At 69.9% G+C, this 14846-nt stretch carries 15 protein-coding genes; 11 read left to right on the forward strand and 4 right to left on the reverse strand.

The window, feature by feature from the left end; genetic code table 11:
• Nucleotides 1-79 precede the first annotated feature (79 nt).
• The gene (locus FNM00_RS09005; protein ID WP_143913114.1) at nt 80-1816 is read right to left on the reverse strand and encodes an AMP-dependent synthetase/ligase; all 1737 of its coding nucleotides are present in this window, start codon (nt 1814-1816) and stop codon (nt 80-82) included.
• Between the two features lie 104 nt (nt 1817-1920).
• Here FNM00_RS09005 and FNM00_RS09010 point away from each other — a divergent pair, with 104 nt between their 5' ends.
• Nucleotides 1921-2373 carry an SRPBCC family protein gene (locus FNM00_RS09010; protein WP_143913115.1) on the forward strand — a complete coding sequence of 151 codons (453 nt, stop codon included), beginning with the start codon at nt 1921-1923 and terminating at the stop codon, nt 2371-2373.
• The gene (locus tag FNM00_RS09015) at nt 2366-3421 is read left to right on the forward strand and encodes an ROK family glucokinase (protein WP_143913116.1); all 1056 of its coding nucleotides are present in this window, start codon (nt 2366-2368) and stop codon (nt 3419-3421) included. Before FNM00_RS09010 ends, FNM00_RS09015 begins: the two co-directional genes overlap by 8 nt.
• On the opposite strand, the gene FNM00_RS09020 is transcribed toward FNM00_RS09015, so the two are convergent.
• The gene (locus tag FNM00_RS09020) at nt 3309-3758 is read right to left on the reverse strand and encodes a hypothetical protein (protein WP_143913117.1); all 450 of its coding nucleotides are present in this window, start codon (nt 3756-3758) and stop codon (nt 3309-3311) included. The two genes, FNM00_RS09015 and FNM00_RS09020, sit on opposite strands and share 113 nt — an antisense overlap.
• Before the next feature lie 55 nt (nt 3759-3813).
• On the opposite strand from FNM00_RS09020, the gene FNM00_RS09025 reads away from it, so the two are divergent.
• Both FNM00_RS09025 and FNM00_RS09030 read left to right on the forward strand, forming a co-directional pair.
• Nucleotides 3814-4563 (forward strand): lysophospholipid acyltransferase family protein, encoded by a 750-nt coding sequence (locus tag FNM00_RS09025; RefSeq protein WP_143913118.1) that lies wholly within the window; start codon nt 3814-3816, stop codon nt 4561-4563.
• 23 nt (nt 4564-4586) lie between these two features.
• Complete coding sequence (locus FNM00_RS09030; protein ID WP_143913119.1) at nt 4587-5945, forward strand: class II 3-deoxy-7-phosphoheptulonate synthase; 1359 nt, start codon at nt 4587-4589, stop codon at nt 5943-5945.
• A gap of 141 nt (nt 5946-6086) precedes the next feature.
• On the opposite strand, the gene pknB is transcribed toward FNM00_RS09030, so the two are convergent.
• Entirely contained in the window at nt 6087-8057 is a 1971-nt protein-coding gene (pknB, locus tag FNM00_RS09035; protein WP_143913120.1) for a Stk1 family PASTA domain-containing Ser/Thr kinase, read from the reverse strand.
• A gap of 105 nt (nt 8058-8162) precedes the next feature.
• A complete protein-coding gene (locus FNM00_RS09040) occupies nt 8163-9206 on the reverse strand; it encodes a polyprenyl synthetase family protein (RefSeq protein ID WP_185973065.1) in 1044 nt (347 codons plus the stop codon).
• A 23-nt stretch (nt 9207-9229) separates the two neighbouring features.
• On the opposite strand from FNM00_RS09040, the gene metF reads away from it, so the two are divergent.
• From metF to rsmH, 7 genes are all read left to right on the forward strand, one after another.
• On the forward strand, nt 9230-10123 hold the full coding sequence (metF, locus tag FNM00_RS09045; RefSeq protein WP_143913122.1) for a methylenetetrahydrofolate reductase [NAD(P)H]: 894 nt from the start codon (nt 9230-9232) through the stop codon (nt 10121-10123).
• Between the two features lie 246 nt (nt 10124-10369).
• Nucleotides 10370-11635, forward strand: coding sequence for an FAD-dependent oxidoreductase (locus FNM00_RS09050; RefSeq protein WP_143913123.1), 1266 nt, complete (start codon nt 10370-10372; stop codon nt 11633-11635).
• 187 nt (nt 11636-11822) lie between these two features.
• Entirely contained in the window at nt 11823-12554 is a 732-nt protein-coding gene (locus FNM00_RS09055) for a class I SAM-dependent methyltransferase (RefSeq protein ID WP_143913124.1), read from the forward strand.
• Nucleotides 12555-12575: 21 nt separating this feature from the next.
• On the forward strand, nt 12576-12965 hold the full coding sequence (locus FNM00_RS09060; protein ID WP_185973067.1) for a DUF3040 domain-containing protein: 390 nt from the start codon (nt 12576-12578) through the stop codon (nt 12963-12965).
• A 247-nt stretch (nt 12966-13212) separates the two neighbouring features.
• Entirely contained in the window at nt 13213-13662 is a 450-nt protein-coding gene (gene mraZ / locus FNM00_RS09065; RefSeq protein WP_143913126.1) for a division/cell wall cluster transcriptional repressor MraZ, read from the forward strand.
• 53 nt (nt 13663-13715) lie between these two features.
• On the forward strand, nt 13716-13880 hold the full coding sequence (locus tag FNM00_RS18820; RefSeq protein ID WP_185973068.1) for a hypothetical protein: 165 nt from the start codon (nt 13716-13718) through the stop codon (nt 13878-13880).
• On the forward strand, nt 13877-14836 hold the full coding sequence (gene rsmH / locus FNM00_RS09070; protein ID WP_143913261.1) for a 16S rRNA (cytosine(1402)-N(4))-methyltransferase RsmH: 960 nt from the start codon (nt 13877-13879) through the stop codon (nt 14834-14836). Before FNM00_RS18820 ends, rsmH begins: the two co-directional genes overlap by 4 nt.
• The last annotated feature ends 10 nt before the right edge of the window (nt 14837-14846 follow it).

Raw genomic sequence — 14846 nt, forward strand, 5'->3', positions numbered from 1 at the left:
ACCGGTCCCGCATACGGTTGATGCTCTACCTCTGCCGGCAGGGTGAGGTTGATGGCCTACCGCCACCGGGTGAGGGCGCTCAGCGGACGTAGAGGGACTCGACCAGGTCGTGGAAGTCGCGCAGCACGACGGGTCGCTTCACCTTGAACGAGGGGGTCAGATAGCCGTTGTCCTCGGTCCAGTCCTCGTCGAGGATCACGAACTTGCGGATCGACTCCGCCCGGGACACCTGGGTGTTGGCCTCGTCGATGGCGCCCTGGACCGCCTCGCGCAGCTCCTCGTCGTCGAGCGAACCCTCCCAGTGCTCCTGGTCGATCGTCACGAGTGCGCCGATGAACGGCTTGCCATCGCCCACCACGAGGCACTGGCTCACATACGGGTGGGCCCGCACGCGGTCTTCCAGCACGCTGGGCGAGACGTTCTTGCCGCCCGCCGTGACGATGATCTCCTTCTTGCGCCCGGTGATCCGAATGAAGCCGTCGTCATCGATCTCACCCAGGTCGCCGGTGTGGAACCAGCCGTCCTCCGTGAGCACCTGCGCGGTCGCCTCCGGGTTGTTCCAGTAGCCGCCGAAGACCTGCGGACCACGAAAGAGCAGCTCGCCGTCCTCGGCGACCCGTACCTCGGTGTCGGGGAAGGGCAGACCGACCGTGCCCATGCGCTGCCGCTCGACCCGATTGGCCGCGAGGGCCGCGGTGGTCTCGGTGAGGCCGTAGCCCTCCAGCACGATGACGCCGATGCCGCGGTAGAAGTGGCCGAGGCGATCGCCCAGGGGAGCGCCTCCCGAGATCGCATACCGTGCCTTGCCGCCGAGCGCGTCGCGCAGCTTGCCGTACACGAGCCGGTCGAAGAGCGAGTGCCGAAGGCGCAGTCCGAGGCCCGCTCGACCACCGTCCTCGGTGGCGCGGCTGTAGGCGATCGCCGCCTGAGCGGCGCGGTCGAAGATCTTGCCCTTGCCCTCCGCGTAGGCCTTGGCGCTGGCGGAGTTGAAGACCTTCTCGAACACGCGTGGCACGCCGAGCACGAAGGTGGGCTGGAACTCGCCGAGATGCTCCACGAGATCGGGGATGTCGGCGGTGTGCCCGAGCACGGCGCCCGAGCGGATCGCGCCGATCTGGATGATCCGCGCGAAGACATGGGCGAGGGGGAGGAAGAGGAGCGTCGAGGCTTCGGGCTCGGCGAACATCTCCGGCAGCACGTCGATGGCGCCACCCAGCTCGGCGCGGAAGTTCCCGTGGGTCAGCTCACAGCCCTTGGGCCGTCCGGTGGTCCCTGAGGTGTAGATGAGCGTGGCGATCGACTCCGAGGACAGCGTCGCGAGACGCTCGTCGATGGTGGCGTCGTCGACATCCTCGCCCGCGGCGGGCAGCGCGGTCAGGACGTCCTCGATGGCCCGGATCCTGCCGACTGCCGGGGCCTCGGACCGCGCGTCTTCGACGCGGTCACGATGCTCCTCGGTCTCGACGAAGACGTGGGTGGCCCCCGAGTCGGAGAGGATCCAGGCGATCTGCGAGGCCGAGGAGGTCTCGTAGACCGGCACGCTGACGGCACCCGCCCACCAGATCGCGTAGTCGAGCACCGTCCACTCGTAGCGGGTCTTGGCGACGATCGCGACCCGGTCGCCGGCCTGCACGCCCTCAGCCACCAGGCCCTTCGCGGCGGCCACCACCTGGGCATGGAACTCGCGTGTGGTGACCTCGCCCCAGGCACCGTCGACCCGCCGGCGCAGTGCGACCTCGTCGGGCGCCTCGACGACGCGGTCGAGCAGGTCGTGCGAGAGGTTGCCGAGATCACTGGCAGGCGCTGCGGTACTCACAGTCCGCCACCCTACCTCCGGTGCCCGCTGCGCACCGCCGCCCCTCGCTAGGCTGTACGGGGAGCGATGTTCCCGGCCGTTCACCACTGACCCAGGAGATTTCGATGGCGCGCACCGAGAGCAGCATCGTCGTGACCGCGCCGGCGGCCGATGTCATGGCGGTGATCGCCGACTTCGAGCGCTATCCGCAATGGGCCACCGGCATGCAGGAGGCTGAGATCCTCGCCGAGGGGTCGGACGGTCGCGCCCTCGACGTACGATTCGTGCTCGCCGCGGCGCCGATCAGCGACGAGTTCACCTTGCGTTACGACTGGGACGGCGACCGTGGAGTCTCCTGGAGCCTCCACGGCGATGCCTCGATGCTCACCGCGATGGACGGCGCCTATCTGCTGCGTCCGGTCGACACCGGCACCGAGGTGACCTATCAACTGCGCGTCGACGTCAAGGTGCCGCTGCTGGGCATGCTGAAGCGCAAGGCGGAGAAGGTCATCATCGACACGGCGCTCAAGGGATTGAAGAAGCGTGTCGAGGCGATCGCCGGGGCGAGCGATGGCTGACCGGCTCGCGATCGGCATCGACATCGGCGGGACCAAGATCGCCGCGGGAGTCGTTGACGAGGACGGGCGCCTGCTGGCGCAGAGCCGGCGCGAGACGCCCACCACCGATCCCGTCGCGATGGTCGACGCGATCGCCGAGATCACCGCGGAGTTCCGCGAGGACTGGCCCGTGCGGGCCCTCGGCGTCGGGGCAGCCGGCTATGTCGACGCCTCGCAGTCCACGGTCGTGTTCTCTCCGCACCTGGCGTGGCGCCACGAGCCGCTGCGCGATGCCATCGCCCGGCGGACGCGGCTACCGGTGCTCGTCGACAACGATGCGAACGCGAGCGGCTGGGCCGAGTGGCGGTTCGGCGCGGCGCAGAACGAGGCCGATCTGGTGATGGTGACCCTCGGGACCGGCATCGGCGGGGCGATCGTCATCGACGGGCAGCCCTATCGAGGCCACTTCGGCATCGCCGGGGAGTTCGGTCACATGCAGGTCGTCCCCGACGGCCGGCCCTGCGAGTGCGGCAACAGCGGCTGCTGGGAGCAGTACGCCAGCGGCCGTGTGCTCCAGCGGCGAGCACAGGCGGCGGTCGAGGAGGGGACGTCGTTCGGAGCCGCGCTGCTCGCCGCGGCGGACGGGAACCGCGCGCGGGTCGACGGCACGCTGGTCGGCCGCTTCGCCGCACAGGGCGAGGAGGAGGCGGTCGCCTGGCTGACGGAGGTCGGCGACTGGCTCGGCGTCGGTCTGGCCAATGTCGCGGCCGCCCTCGATCCGGGGGTGTTCGTCGTGGGCGGAGGGGTGAGCGCGAACGGCGATCTGCTGCTGGGGCCGGCGCGGGCGGCCTTCGGGCGGAGCCTGACCGGTCGCGGCTATCGCGCTGAGGCGCGCATCGTCGGAGCGCACCTGGGCCCCGAGGCCGGCCTGATCGGCGCCGCCGACATGGCCAGGATCACAGCTCGGCGCCGTCGTCTGGCCAGTCCCGGTGCGAGGGTCCGCGTTCGGGGAGCCGCCAGAACAGCCAGGCCACCGAGACGATCGAGGCGACCGTCAGCAGAGCAATGAGCCAGCTGGCGACCCAGAAGTCGAACAGGAACGACGCGATCAGCACGACGGGTGCCGCGAGCACGCCGACCCAGGCCAGCCCGGTGCCCGGAGCCGGGCGGACGCGTGCCGGAGGGACCTGGCGGTAGAACGGCACCTCGTCGTCGCCATCGTCATCGCGCAGCTCCGGCGGTAGATCATCGTCGAGGTCGGCCGGACCGGCGGGCACGACATCCTCCGACTCACGTTCGCGGGCATGACGTTCGGCGGCCTCGTCGAGGTCGGGCAGATCGCTGAGATCCAGATCCAGCCCCTCGACGATCCGATCGAATGCGTCGCGCTCGTCGCGCTCGTCCATGGCGACATCCTCGCACCAGTGGGGCCGCGCGGGCCAGGGGAGGTATGGTTCCGTCGTGCTCTACTGGTTCTTGAAGTACCTGGCGTTGGGCCCGCTGCTGCGCGTCATCTTCCGTCCGTTCGCCGAGGGGCTCGAGAACGTGCCGTCCGAGGGCCCGGTCATCCTGGCCGTCAATCACCTCTCTTACAGCGACTGGCTGTTCATGCCGCTGGTGATGCCGCGTCGAGTGACCTTCGTGGCGAAGGCCGAGTACTTCGAGGCGCCGGGCGTCAAGGGCTGGCTGCAGAAGAAGTTCTTCGGCGGCACCGGCCAGGTTCCCATCGATCGCACGAGTGGATCCTCCGCCGCCGGGGCGCTCAAGACGCAGCTGCGGCTGTTGTCCGAGGGAGAGGTGTGCGGCATCTTCCCCGAGGGCACGCGCTCCCACGACGGCAGGCTCTATCGCGGGCGCACGGGCGTCGCCCGGGTCGTGCTGGAGGCCAAGGTGCCGGTCATCCCGGTAGCGGTCATCAATACCGACGTGATCGCCCCTCCCGGCAAGGTCTTCGGACGCTTCGCCAAGCCCGGTGTCCGCTTCGGTGAGCCCCTCGATTTCAGCCGCTACGAAGGGCTCGAGGGCGATCGCTTCATCCTGCGCGCGGTGACCGACGAGATCATGTACGAGATCATGAACCTCTCCGGACAGGAGTACGTCGACCTCTACGCGCAGGATGCCAAGAAGCGTGACAAGGAGCGCGCCGATGCCGAGCGCAAGGCCGAGGAGAAGGCGGCGGCCGACGAGGTCTGGGACGAGATCGCCGAGTAGGCGAAACCACGATCCGGCCGCCGATGGCGACCGCGTATCCTAGTGCGGTGAGCATTCCCAGCCTTGACGACCTGCGCGCGATCGGCGCCGCACAGCAGCCGACCTACGCCGATTCGATCGACCGTGACCGCACGGTCGACACGCTGCGGAAGATGCCGCCGCTGGTCTTCGCGGGCGAGTGCGATGCCCTGCGCGACAAGATGGCCGCCGTCGCCCGCGGCGAGGCCTTCCTGCTGCAGGGCGGGGATTGCGCCGAGACCTTCGAGGGCGTGACGGCCGAGAACACCCGTAACAAGCTGCGGGTGCTGCTGTCGATGGCCGTCGTCCTCACCTACGCCGCGAGCGTGCCGGTGGTGAAGGTCGGACGCCTGGCCGGACAGTTCGCCAAGCCGCGCTCGAGCGATGCCGAGACGCGCGACGGTGTCACGCTGCCCGCGTACCGCGGTGATGCCGTGAACGGCTTCGAGTTCACCCCCGAGGCCCGCCGCCACGACCCCCAGCGTCTGCTGGACGTCTACCACGCATCGAGCTCCACGCTGAACCTCATCCGCGCCTTCACCACCGGCGGCTACGCCGACCTGCGCCAGATGCACGAGTGGAACACCGACTTCGTGCGCAGCAGCCCCGTCGGCGAGCGCTACGAGCGCGTCGGCGCGGAGATCGACCGCGCCCTGGCCTTCATGTCCGCGATCGGGTCCGACCCAGCCGAGCTGCACACGGTCGACTTCTACTCCTCGCACGAGGCGCTGGTGCTGGAGTACGAGCACGCCCTCACGCGTATCGATTCGCGCACGGAGCGCCCGTACGATGTCTCGGGCCATTTCGTGTGGATCGGGGAGCGCACCCGCCAGCTCGACGGCGCGCACGTGGAGCTCCTCAGCCACATCGCCAATCCGATCGGCGTCAAGCTCGGCCCCACGTCGACCGCCGATGACGCGATCGCGCTGTACGAGAAGCTCAATCCCGAGCGCACCCCCGGCAAGGTCACTTTCATCACCCGCTTCGGCGCGGAGAAGATCCGTGACCTGCTGCCGCAGCTCATCGAGAAGGTCGGCGCGGCCGGTGTCGAGGTCGCGTGGGTGACCGATCCGATGCACGGCAACACCTTCGCCACCGACAACGGCTACAAGACCCGCGACTTCGACGCGGTCATCGACGAGGTCCGTGGGTTCTTCGAGGTGCACCGTTCGCTCGGCACCTGGCCCGGAGGCCTGCACGTCGAACTGACCGGCGACGACGTCACCGAGTGCGTCGGCGGCGGCTCGCGGCTCTCGGCCGCCGACCTGGAGACCCGCTACGAGACATTGTGCGATCCGCGCCTCAACCGGGCGCAGTCGCTCGAGCTGGCCTTCCTCGTCGCGGAGATGCTCGGCCACAACTGACCCCTCCTGCCGCTGGGCGGTGACCTACGCACCCCTCACGGGCGGGGAGCGGTGATCTACGCACCTCTCGCCAGCCGCGAGACGTGCGTACGTCACCGCCCTTCCACGGGAGGGGTGCGTAGGTCACCGCTGGGCGGGCGGCTAGCTGAAGAAGACGGTGACGGTGTCACCGCGCTCGCGCTCGGATCCTGCGCTGGGGCTCTGGAAGCGCACCTTCGGATCGTCGCCGGCGAGCGGATTGCGCGTCGCGTTGATCTCCAGGCCGAGATCCTCCAAGGCCTTGCGGGCCTCGTCCTCGGTCATGCCCGACAGGTCCGGCACCTCGATGATCTCCGGGCCCTGCGAGACCACGATGGTCACCGTGTCGCCGCGGAAGGCGCTGCCGCCCTGCGGGTTCTGCGAGATCACGACGCCCTCGTCGACCTCGTCGCTGAACTGCTCCTCGACATTGACGAGGAATCCGGCCTCCTGCAGACCGGCCTGTGCCTCGTCGGCCGTCTTGCCGGTGAAGTCGGTGATGGCGATCGGTTCGCGACCCTTGCTGATGACGAGGTCGAGCGAGGTGTCGCGCTTGACCTGCTCGCCGACCTCGTGATTGGCGATGCGGATGACGCTGCCCTCGGGAATCTCCTCGTGGAACTCCTCGGAGGTCTCGCCGATCTGCAGATTGAGCGAGCCGACGACCGTGCGGGCCTCGTCGAGGGTCTTGCCGGCGAGGTCGGGGATCTCATAGCGTTCCTGGCCCTTGGAGATCGTGATCGAGATGAGCGTCCCGGGCAGCACCCGCTCTCCGGGCTCGGGATCGGTCGAGATCACGTGGTCGGCCGGGATCTCCTCGTCGAAGGCGTCCGGGGCGAACTCCACCTCGAAGCCTGCCGACTCCGCTGCCGAGACGGCTTCCTCGCGGCTCATGCTGGTGAGATCGGGGGCGTCGGTGTAGCGGCCGTCCGCGAGATACCAGCCGGCGAACGCGACCACGGCGAGGGCGACCAGAGCGGCCAGCAGCAGGACCGCACCGCGCCGCGGCCGCCGGCGTGACGCGGGTGCCTCCTCGGCCGGTTCCTCCTCGACCACGCCCGCCGCGGCCGGGGCCCAGGCCATGGTGTGCTCGGGGAGGGCGGCACGCGTGGCCACCGTCGCGTGCTCGTCGGCATCGAGGGGAAAGCCGGTGAGATCGACCTGCTGCGTGGGCTCGTCGGCGGCATCGGGACGACGGGAGGGGCGCAGGTCGGCGGCCAGCTCCGGGTCATCGGGCAGACCGGCGGCGAGGGCGTGCCGGACCTGGCGCACCTGGTGCAGGAGAGCGCGGGCATCGGGCGATCGCCGTTCAGGATCGCGGGCGGTGGCCCGCGCGACCAGCGCGTCGACATAGTCGGGGAGCTCGGGTACGAGGGTCGAAGGCGGAGCGACATCCTCGTTGACGTGCAGATAAGCGACCTGGATCGGGGTGTCGGCCGCGTGCGGCTTGTCGCCCGTGAGCATCTCGAAGAGCATCGCCCCGCAGGCGTAGACATCGGCGCGCGGATCGGCGCCGCGGTGCAGGACGACCTCGGGCGCCAGATAGGAGACCGTGCCAATCAGGGCGCCGCCGCCGGAGTGCGTGGTGGAGGTGTTGACCGCGCGGGCGAGGCCGAAGTCGGCGACCTTCACATCGCCGGCCGGCGTGATGAGGACGTTCTCGGGCTTGACGTCGCGGTGGATCAGTCGGGCGGCATGGGCCTCGGACAGGGCCTGCAGGATCGGATCGAGGAAGGCGAGCGCCTGCTGCGGAGACATCGGTGCGGTGTCGCGAACGACATCGCGCAGCGTGCGTCCCGGCACGTACTCCATGACCAGATAGGTGATGTCGCCGTCGGTGCCCTGATCGAACACTGCCACGACGTGGCGATGGTTCAGCTTGGCCGCGGCCTTGGCCTCGGCGACGAAGCGCTGCCGGAAGTCGTCCGCGTCCCCGAGATCGGCGTGCATGATCTTGACTGCCACGACGCGATCGAGCCGTAGATCCGTGGCCCGGAAGACGCTGGCCATGCCTCCGCGAGCGATGCGCTCATGGATCACGTAACGCCCGTCGAGCGTATGCCCGACGAGCGCCTGATCTCCGGCGACGCTCACGTCAGTCCTCCTGAACCTGGGAAAGGGGCTCGTCCAGAGCCCCTTCGAGTGTAGAGAACCGCACGGAGAGGACGGCTGATCTGCCCCGTGATGGCGTGCCCGGGGTCAGCGTACGCGGCGTGTCGTGGCCCGGGCGAGCGGGCCGAGTATTGCGACGGCGTGGTCGCCGAGGGCCGCCAGCGCCGCATCGGACCGTGCCTCCAGCCGGCCGATCTCCGCCTCGACATCGGCGCGCGCTCCGCTCTCGTCGATGAGCGCGGTCAGCTCCTCGACCGTGTCGTCGCGCCCCAGTAGCGAGAAGAGCCGGCGGGCGTCGCTCCGCTCGGCCGCACGAGCGATGAGCACGGTGCGCTTGCCCTCGCGGAGATCGTCGCCGGTCGGCTTGCCCGTGGTCGCCGGGTCGCCGAACACGCCGAGGACGTCGTCACGCAGCTGGAACGCCTCGCCGAGGGGGAGGGCGACGGCCGACAATCCCTCGATGAGCTCGGGCGACGCGCCGGCCAGCGCGGCGCCGATGTGCAGGGGGCGTTCCACGGTGTACTTCGCAGACTTGAACCGGACGACCCGCAGCGCGTCGTCCGCGTCGAGCCGATCACGGGTCTGCGCCACGATGTCGAGGTATTGTCCCGCGATGACCTCGGATTTCGCCAGATTCCAGTACGCGAGAGCGCCGGTGAGGTGCCAGTCCGCGTCCTGCGGCACCGAGCGGATCACGTCATCGGCCCAGCTGAGCAGGAGATCGCCGAGCAGGACCGCGACCTGTTCGCCGAAGCGTTCGGGATCGCCCACGCGGCCTTCGTTTCGATGGGTCTGCTCGAAGGCGCGATGGACGCTGGGGCGTCCGCGGCGGGTGTCCGAGCCGTCCATCAGGTCGTCGTGCACCAGGGCGCTGCCCTGGAGCCACTCGAAGGCCGAGGCCGCGCGGGCGATCCGGGCGTCATCGGGGGCGCCGCCACCGATGAGCCAGCCGGCGTAGCAGAACAGCGGGCGCAGGAGCTTGCCACCGCCGACGAAGTCCGCCGCGGCGTCCACGAGCCCGGCGACCTCGTCGTCGACCTCGGCGAGACGACGGCGCTGCAGGTCCGCGAAGCGCACGAGCTCGCGGCCCACGCTCTCTCGGAATGTGGGATCGTCGAGGGGGCTCGTCACGCCGACGACGATACCGTGGTGCCGTGCCCGCATCCGACCGCTCTCTCGTCGACGCCCTCCGCAGCGACCGCCCGACCACGTCCTTCGAGTTCTTTCCCCCGAAGGACGATGAAGGCGAGGCGCAGCTGTGGCAGACGATCGCCGAGCTCGAACCCCTCGATCCGACCTTCGTCTCCGTGACCTACGGCGCGGGTGGTACGCATCAGGACCGCACGATCCGGGTCACGGAGCGGATCGCCCGGGAGTCCTCGATGAAGCCGGTGGGTCACCTGACCCTCGTGGGGCAGAGCACCGCCGAGATCGAGAACGTGCTCAAGCAGTACCTCGCCGCCGGTGTCGACCACGTCCTGGTGCTGCGCGGCGATCCGCAGGGCGGGCCCCGTGCGCCGTGGGAGCGGCATCCCGAGGGCATGGACCACGCGCTGGAGCTGGTCGAGCTCGCCGCGCGCCTCGGCGGCCTCACCGTCGGCGTCGCGGCCTTTCCCGAGGGACATCCCGATGCCGCGGACCGCGATGCGTGCGCCGACGTGCTGGTCTCGAAGGCCGAGGCCGGCGCGGAGTTCGCGATCACCCAGCTGTTCTTCCGCGCGAGCGACTATGTCGACCTCGTGCGACGACTCGACGCTCGCGGATGCGATCTCCCCGTCATCCCCGGGATCATGCCGATCCTCAACTTCGCGCAGGTCTCGCGCATGGCCGAGCTGTCCGGTGCCGCGCTGCCGCCTGAGGTACTCGAGCAGATCGAGCCGCTCGCCGATGACCGCGCGGCCGTGCGGGCGAAGGGGATCGAGCTCGCGACCCAGCTGTGTCGCGACGTGCTCGCCGCGGGTGCGCCCGGTCTGCACTTCATGACGCTGAACCGCTCGAAGGCCACCCGTGAGATCTTCCAGTCGCTGCGCGACGAAAGCCTCATCTGACCTCTCGCCTCCAGGGCGGTGAGCAGTCAACCATCGCGGGGCTGGTTGTTCGGGGCTTGTGGTTGATGGCGCACCGTTGTCTGCTTCGGCTGGATGGCGGCGGGTGGTCAACGACGATCGACGAGGCGGTGGTTGCTGGTGCACCGCCCGGCGCGAGGGCCGATCGCGGTGACTGGTCAACCATGCGGCGACCACCATGCGCAGCTGGCTGCCAGCGGCGCATGGTGACGCCGTAGGCTGCGGCCCATGGCGCGCGTCGTGGTCGTCGGTGGAGGCTTCGCCGGTCTGAGTGCGGCCGCGAGACTCGCCAAGCTCCGTCACGAGGTCACGCTGGTCGAACGGACCGACGAGCTCGGGGGACGGCTGCGCGGCTTCTGGTGGGACGACCATGCCTGGCAGCTGTATCCGGAGACCGTGACGCTCCCGGGGGTCTTCCGCGATCTCTTCCGCAAGTCCGGGCGTCAGCTGGACCGGGTGCTCGATCTGGTGCCCGCGCCCCCGCGGCGGCATGTCTTCGTGCGCGGACGCCGGCGCGAGGTGCTCGATCTGCCCTTCGGCATGCGCGGCGACCAGAGCGCCGCCGTCGAACAGGTCCTCGGCACCGACCAGTGGTCGCCCTGGGTGGACTCGCTCGCCCCGCGGTGGGATGCCCTGCGAAGGCGGGTCCTCGACGAGGTCTACGACGGCATCCTCGAACCGGGATACCGGCGGCAGATCCGGCCGAGGCGGTCCTTGCGGCGGGTCGCCCGGCGTGAGCTGCGCGATCGTCGACTGCGATCGATGGTGCTCGATGCCGCCCGGCTCGAGGGCGACGATCCGATGCACACCCCGGGCGTCACGGCCGTCTGGCACTACGTCGAACGGAACTTCGGCCGGTGGAGCTTCGACGGAGGCATGCCCGCCCTCGCCGATGCGCTGACCCGGCGGATGGGGGAGCGGAAGGCCGATGTGCGGCCGGCGACGACGGCGACGGACGTGTGTCGCAGCCCAGACGGCCGGATCACGGGCGTCGAGACCGATGCCGGGCCGGTGGAGGCCGATGTCGTGGTCTGGTGTGCGCCGGATCTTCCGGCCTCCATGCCCGAACCGGCCCTGGTGCGGCGCATCCCGGCGCCGCGGACGCTGCTGCGGCTCTCCGACGACCCCGGTGTCCCGGACGATGTCGTGCTCCACGCTGAGCGCCCGTTGCGGGTGTGGAGGTCGGGGCCGTCGCACTGGGTCATCGAGAACCGGGCGGGCGGTGACGCGCTCGACGCGCTCGCCGAAGGAGGGCTCCGCTGGCACGATCTGGTCGAGTCCCGCCGCGACCTGGCCCCGCGGGAGCTGGTCTTGCTCGGGCACGACGGGTGGGCCTGGCGTGGATGGCATGCCGCGGTGGAGCGTCCTGGAGCGAATGCCCGCGACGGTCTCTTCTTCGGCGGGGCGCACGCGCACCCCGGGGCGTCGCTGGAGCTGATCGGCCTGGCGACGGCCGCGATCGCGAGCCACCTCGGCGAGGTCCCGCGCGGTTGACATCTCTCTCGTGGTGAGCCATCCCGCACTTGTGCCGCGTGCGGTGAGCTGTCCCGCACTTTCCACGTCGAACTGCGTGATGACTCACCGCTCGTGGCGGGGTGCGGGGCAGGTGCGTGATGACTCACCGCCCACGGCACCGCGGGCGACGGGGCGCGGGGGCCGGGGGAACCTCTAGGGTGGTCCTATGGGACCGGTGCGTGCGGAGGTCATGTGGCAGGCAGTGCGCGATGCGCTCGAGGCAGCAGCCCCCGACGAGGCCCGGCCGCTGCGGGTCCTCGATATCGGGGGAGGCACGGGCGGCGACGCCGTCCGGGTGGCCGCCGAAGGACATGAGGTCGTCGTGGTCGATCCGAGTCCGGACGCCCTGGCCGCTCTGGCCCGCCGCGCCGACGACGCGGGCGTCGCCATCTCCCAGGCGCTCGGGGACACCGGGGATCTCGCCGATCACCTCGAGCCGGCCTCGATCGATCTCGTGCTGTGCCACGGCGTGGTCGAGCACGTCGACGACCCCGTCACCGCTCTCCGCGAGGTGGCTCGCACCCTCGCTCCGTCCGGACGCTTGAGCATCGTGGTGCCCGGCCGGGTGAGCGCGGCGATCGCGCGTGCCGTCGCGGGTGACTTCGCGGCGGCCCAGGCGCTGGTGGAGCGTCCGGTCGCTCACTGGACTCCTGATGAGCACGGGCCGAGGCGCTACTTCAGCGAGGAGCTCGACGCCCTGCTCGCCGCGGCGGGGTTCCGTCCGGCGGAGACCCGCGGGCTGCGGGTTTTCGCCGATCTCGTTCCGAGTGCGGTCGTCGACGTGGAGCCTGGTGCGCGCGAATCGCTGTTCGCGCTCGAGAGCGCCGCGCGGGAGCGTCACGAATTCGCAGCCTGCTCGGGTGGTCTCCAGCAGATCGCCTGCCTAGAATTGTCCTAACCACCGAGCAAGGAGTCCATCGTGCCGCTTTCAGACGAAGAGGCCCGCCTGCTGGCCCAGCTGGAGCAGTCGCTGGCTGAGGAAGATCCCGACTTCGCCTCGACCCTGCGGGGATCGAAGCTGGCCGCCCGCCACCGCAAGATCGTCGCGCTCGCGGCCGTGGCCTTCGTCATCGGCATGGGTCTGCTGCTGGGCGGCGCCGTGACCGCGTCCACCTGGCTCGGCGCAGCCGGCTTCGTGGTGATGGTGGGTGCGTCGTACGCCTTCATCCGCACATGGCGCCAGGGCATGATCGGCGGCGACGAGGCTCCCGCCGGATCCGGTGGTCCTCGCGGCGGCAAGCCGCAGTCCGGTTCCTTCGTCGATCGGATGGAGGAGCGCTGGAACCGTCGACAGGACGACGGACGATGATGTCGCTCCACTGACGCACCACTCTCCACCACCAGCCGCCCCACCGTGAGGTGAGGGCGGCTTTTTCATTGGCCCCACAGGCATTTTGCCGGTGGGGCCTTTGTCATGTCATGGGGGCGACACGGTGCGTATCGTCCCACGCTGAGGAGAAAGGTGGTGCATAGTGGGTTAGAGTGGTGCAAAATGGAGGAGCTAGTGAAGGAGCAGCCGCCCATGTGGCTCGAGACGCGAGGTGAGGAGGGCCGTGGTGAATCCCGACGTCACCAACTTCTTCGGCACCTACACCCCGCGGCTGGACGACAAGGGGAGGCTCTTCCTGCCGGCGAAGTTCCGGCCACGGCTGGAGCAGGGCGTGATCCTCACGCGCGGCCAGGAGCACTGCATCTACGGCTGGACGACCGAGTCGTTCAACGAGTTCACCGATCGGGTGCGCAACACGCCCTTCACCAATCGGCAGGCACGCAACTTCCTGCGCATGCTCTTCTCCGGCGCCTCCTCGGAGACTCCGGACAAGCAGGGGCGGATCTCGGTTCCTCCGGTGCTGCGCGAATGGGCGAGCCTCGAGCGCGAGTGCACGGTCGTCGGCGCGATGGATCGCATCGAGATCTGGGACTCGCGGCGCTGGGAGGAGTTCTCCTCCGAGCAGGAGGACGAGTTCGCGGACATGTCCGACGAGGTGATGCCGGGCATCTTCTGACCGGTCTCGCGGGTGGCGATGCCCGCCTGGGTGGATCTGACATCCCTTCCCCGGTGTCAGAACCATGCGGGCGGGGATCGGCGCTCGCGAGCACCGATCCGAAGCCTGATCCGCGTATCCGCGTGCAGGTCGCCGAGCGCCTCGCCGTCATGGCGGTGTCGCTCGGTGCGAGCACCGTGGTGGTGTTCGTCCTCTCCGCCGTCCTGGGGGCGTGGTGACGGCGCCGCGGCACGTCCCGGTGGTCGCCGACCGTGTACTGGACCTGCTGGAGCCCGCCGTGCTCGCCGCCGCTGCCCCGGTCCTGGTCGACACGACCCTCGGCCTCGGTGGACACAGCGAGGCGATGCTGGAGCGTTTCGGCGAGGCGAGGGTGATCGGCATCGACCGCGACGGAGACGCCCTGCGCCGCGCGAACGCGCGCCTGGAGCCCTTCGGTGACCGCTTCACGCCGGTCCATGCCGTCTACGACGAGATCGTCGATGCCGTCCGCGGTGCCGGCGCCGATCGGGTGACCGGCGTGCTCTTCGACCTCGGCGTGTCCTCGATGCAGCTCGACCAGGCCGAACGCGGGTTCGCCTACGCCCAGGACGCTCCGCTGGACATGCGCATGAACCCCGACGACCCGCTCACGGCGGCCGAGGTGCTCAACAGCTACGACGAGAACGCGCTCACCCATGTGCTGCGCGACTACGGCGAGGAGAAGTTCGCGCGCAAGATCGCCCGCACCATCGTGCGCGAGCGCGAGCGCGAGCCCTTCGAGCGCAGCGCGCGGCTGGTCGAGCTGGTCCGCGACACGATCCCCGCGCCCGCGCGCCGCACCGGCGGCAATCCGGCGAAGCGCACGTTCCAGGCCCTGCGGATCGAGGTCAACGACGAGCTCGGCGCCTACGGACGCGCTCTTCCGGCGGCTCTCGACCTCACGGAGCTCGGCGGTCGCGTCGTGGTGTTGTCCTATCACTCTCTGGAGGATCGGATCACCAAGCGGACCTTCGCTGCTGCCACCACGAGCACCGCTCCGCCCGGTCTCCCGGTCGTGCTCCCCGAACACGAGCCACGGTTCCGGCTCCTCACCCGGGGTGCGGAACGCGCCTCGGAGTCCGAGATCGCTGAGAACCCCCGTGCCACCCCCGTCCGCTTGCGTGCCGTCGAAAGGATCGCTCATGACCAGCCCTAGCGCGCGCCGA

The organism is Aeromicrobium piscarium, from assembly GCF_007421815.1.
Classification (GTDB): domain Bacteria; phylum Actinomycetota; class Actinomycetes; order Propionibacteriales; family Nocardioidaceae; genus Aeromicrobium; species Aeromicrobium piscarium.

Bases quoted from the DNA above. Each gene is read 5' to 3' on its own strand.
- FNM00_RS09010 (WP_143913115.1), top strand. From the start codon at position 1,921: ATGGCGCGCACCGAGAGCAGCATCGTCGTGACCGCGCCGGCGGCCGAT.
- FNM00_RS09015 (WP_143913116.1), top strand. From the start codon at position 2,366: ATGGCTGACCGGCTCGCGATCGGCATCGACATCGGCGGGACCAAGATC.
- FNM00_RS09020 (WP_143913117.1), bottom strand. From the start codon at position 3,758: ATGGACGAGCGCGACGAGCGCGACGCATTCGATCGGATCGTCGAGGGG.
- FNM00_RS09030 (WP_143913119.1), top strand. From the start codon at position 4,587: ATGGCGACCGCGTATCCTAGTGCGGTGAGCATTCCCAGCCTTGACGAC.
- FNM00_RS09050 (WP_143913123.1), top strand. From the start codon at position 10,370: ATGGCGCGCGTCGTGGTCGTCGGTGGAGGCTTCGCCGGTCTGAGTGCG.
- FNM00_RS09055 (WP_143913124.1), top strand. From the start codon at position 11,823: ATGGGACCGGTGCGTGCGGAGGTCATGTGGCAGGCAGTGCGCGATGCG.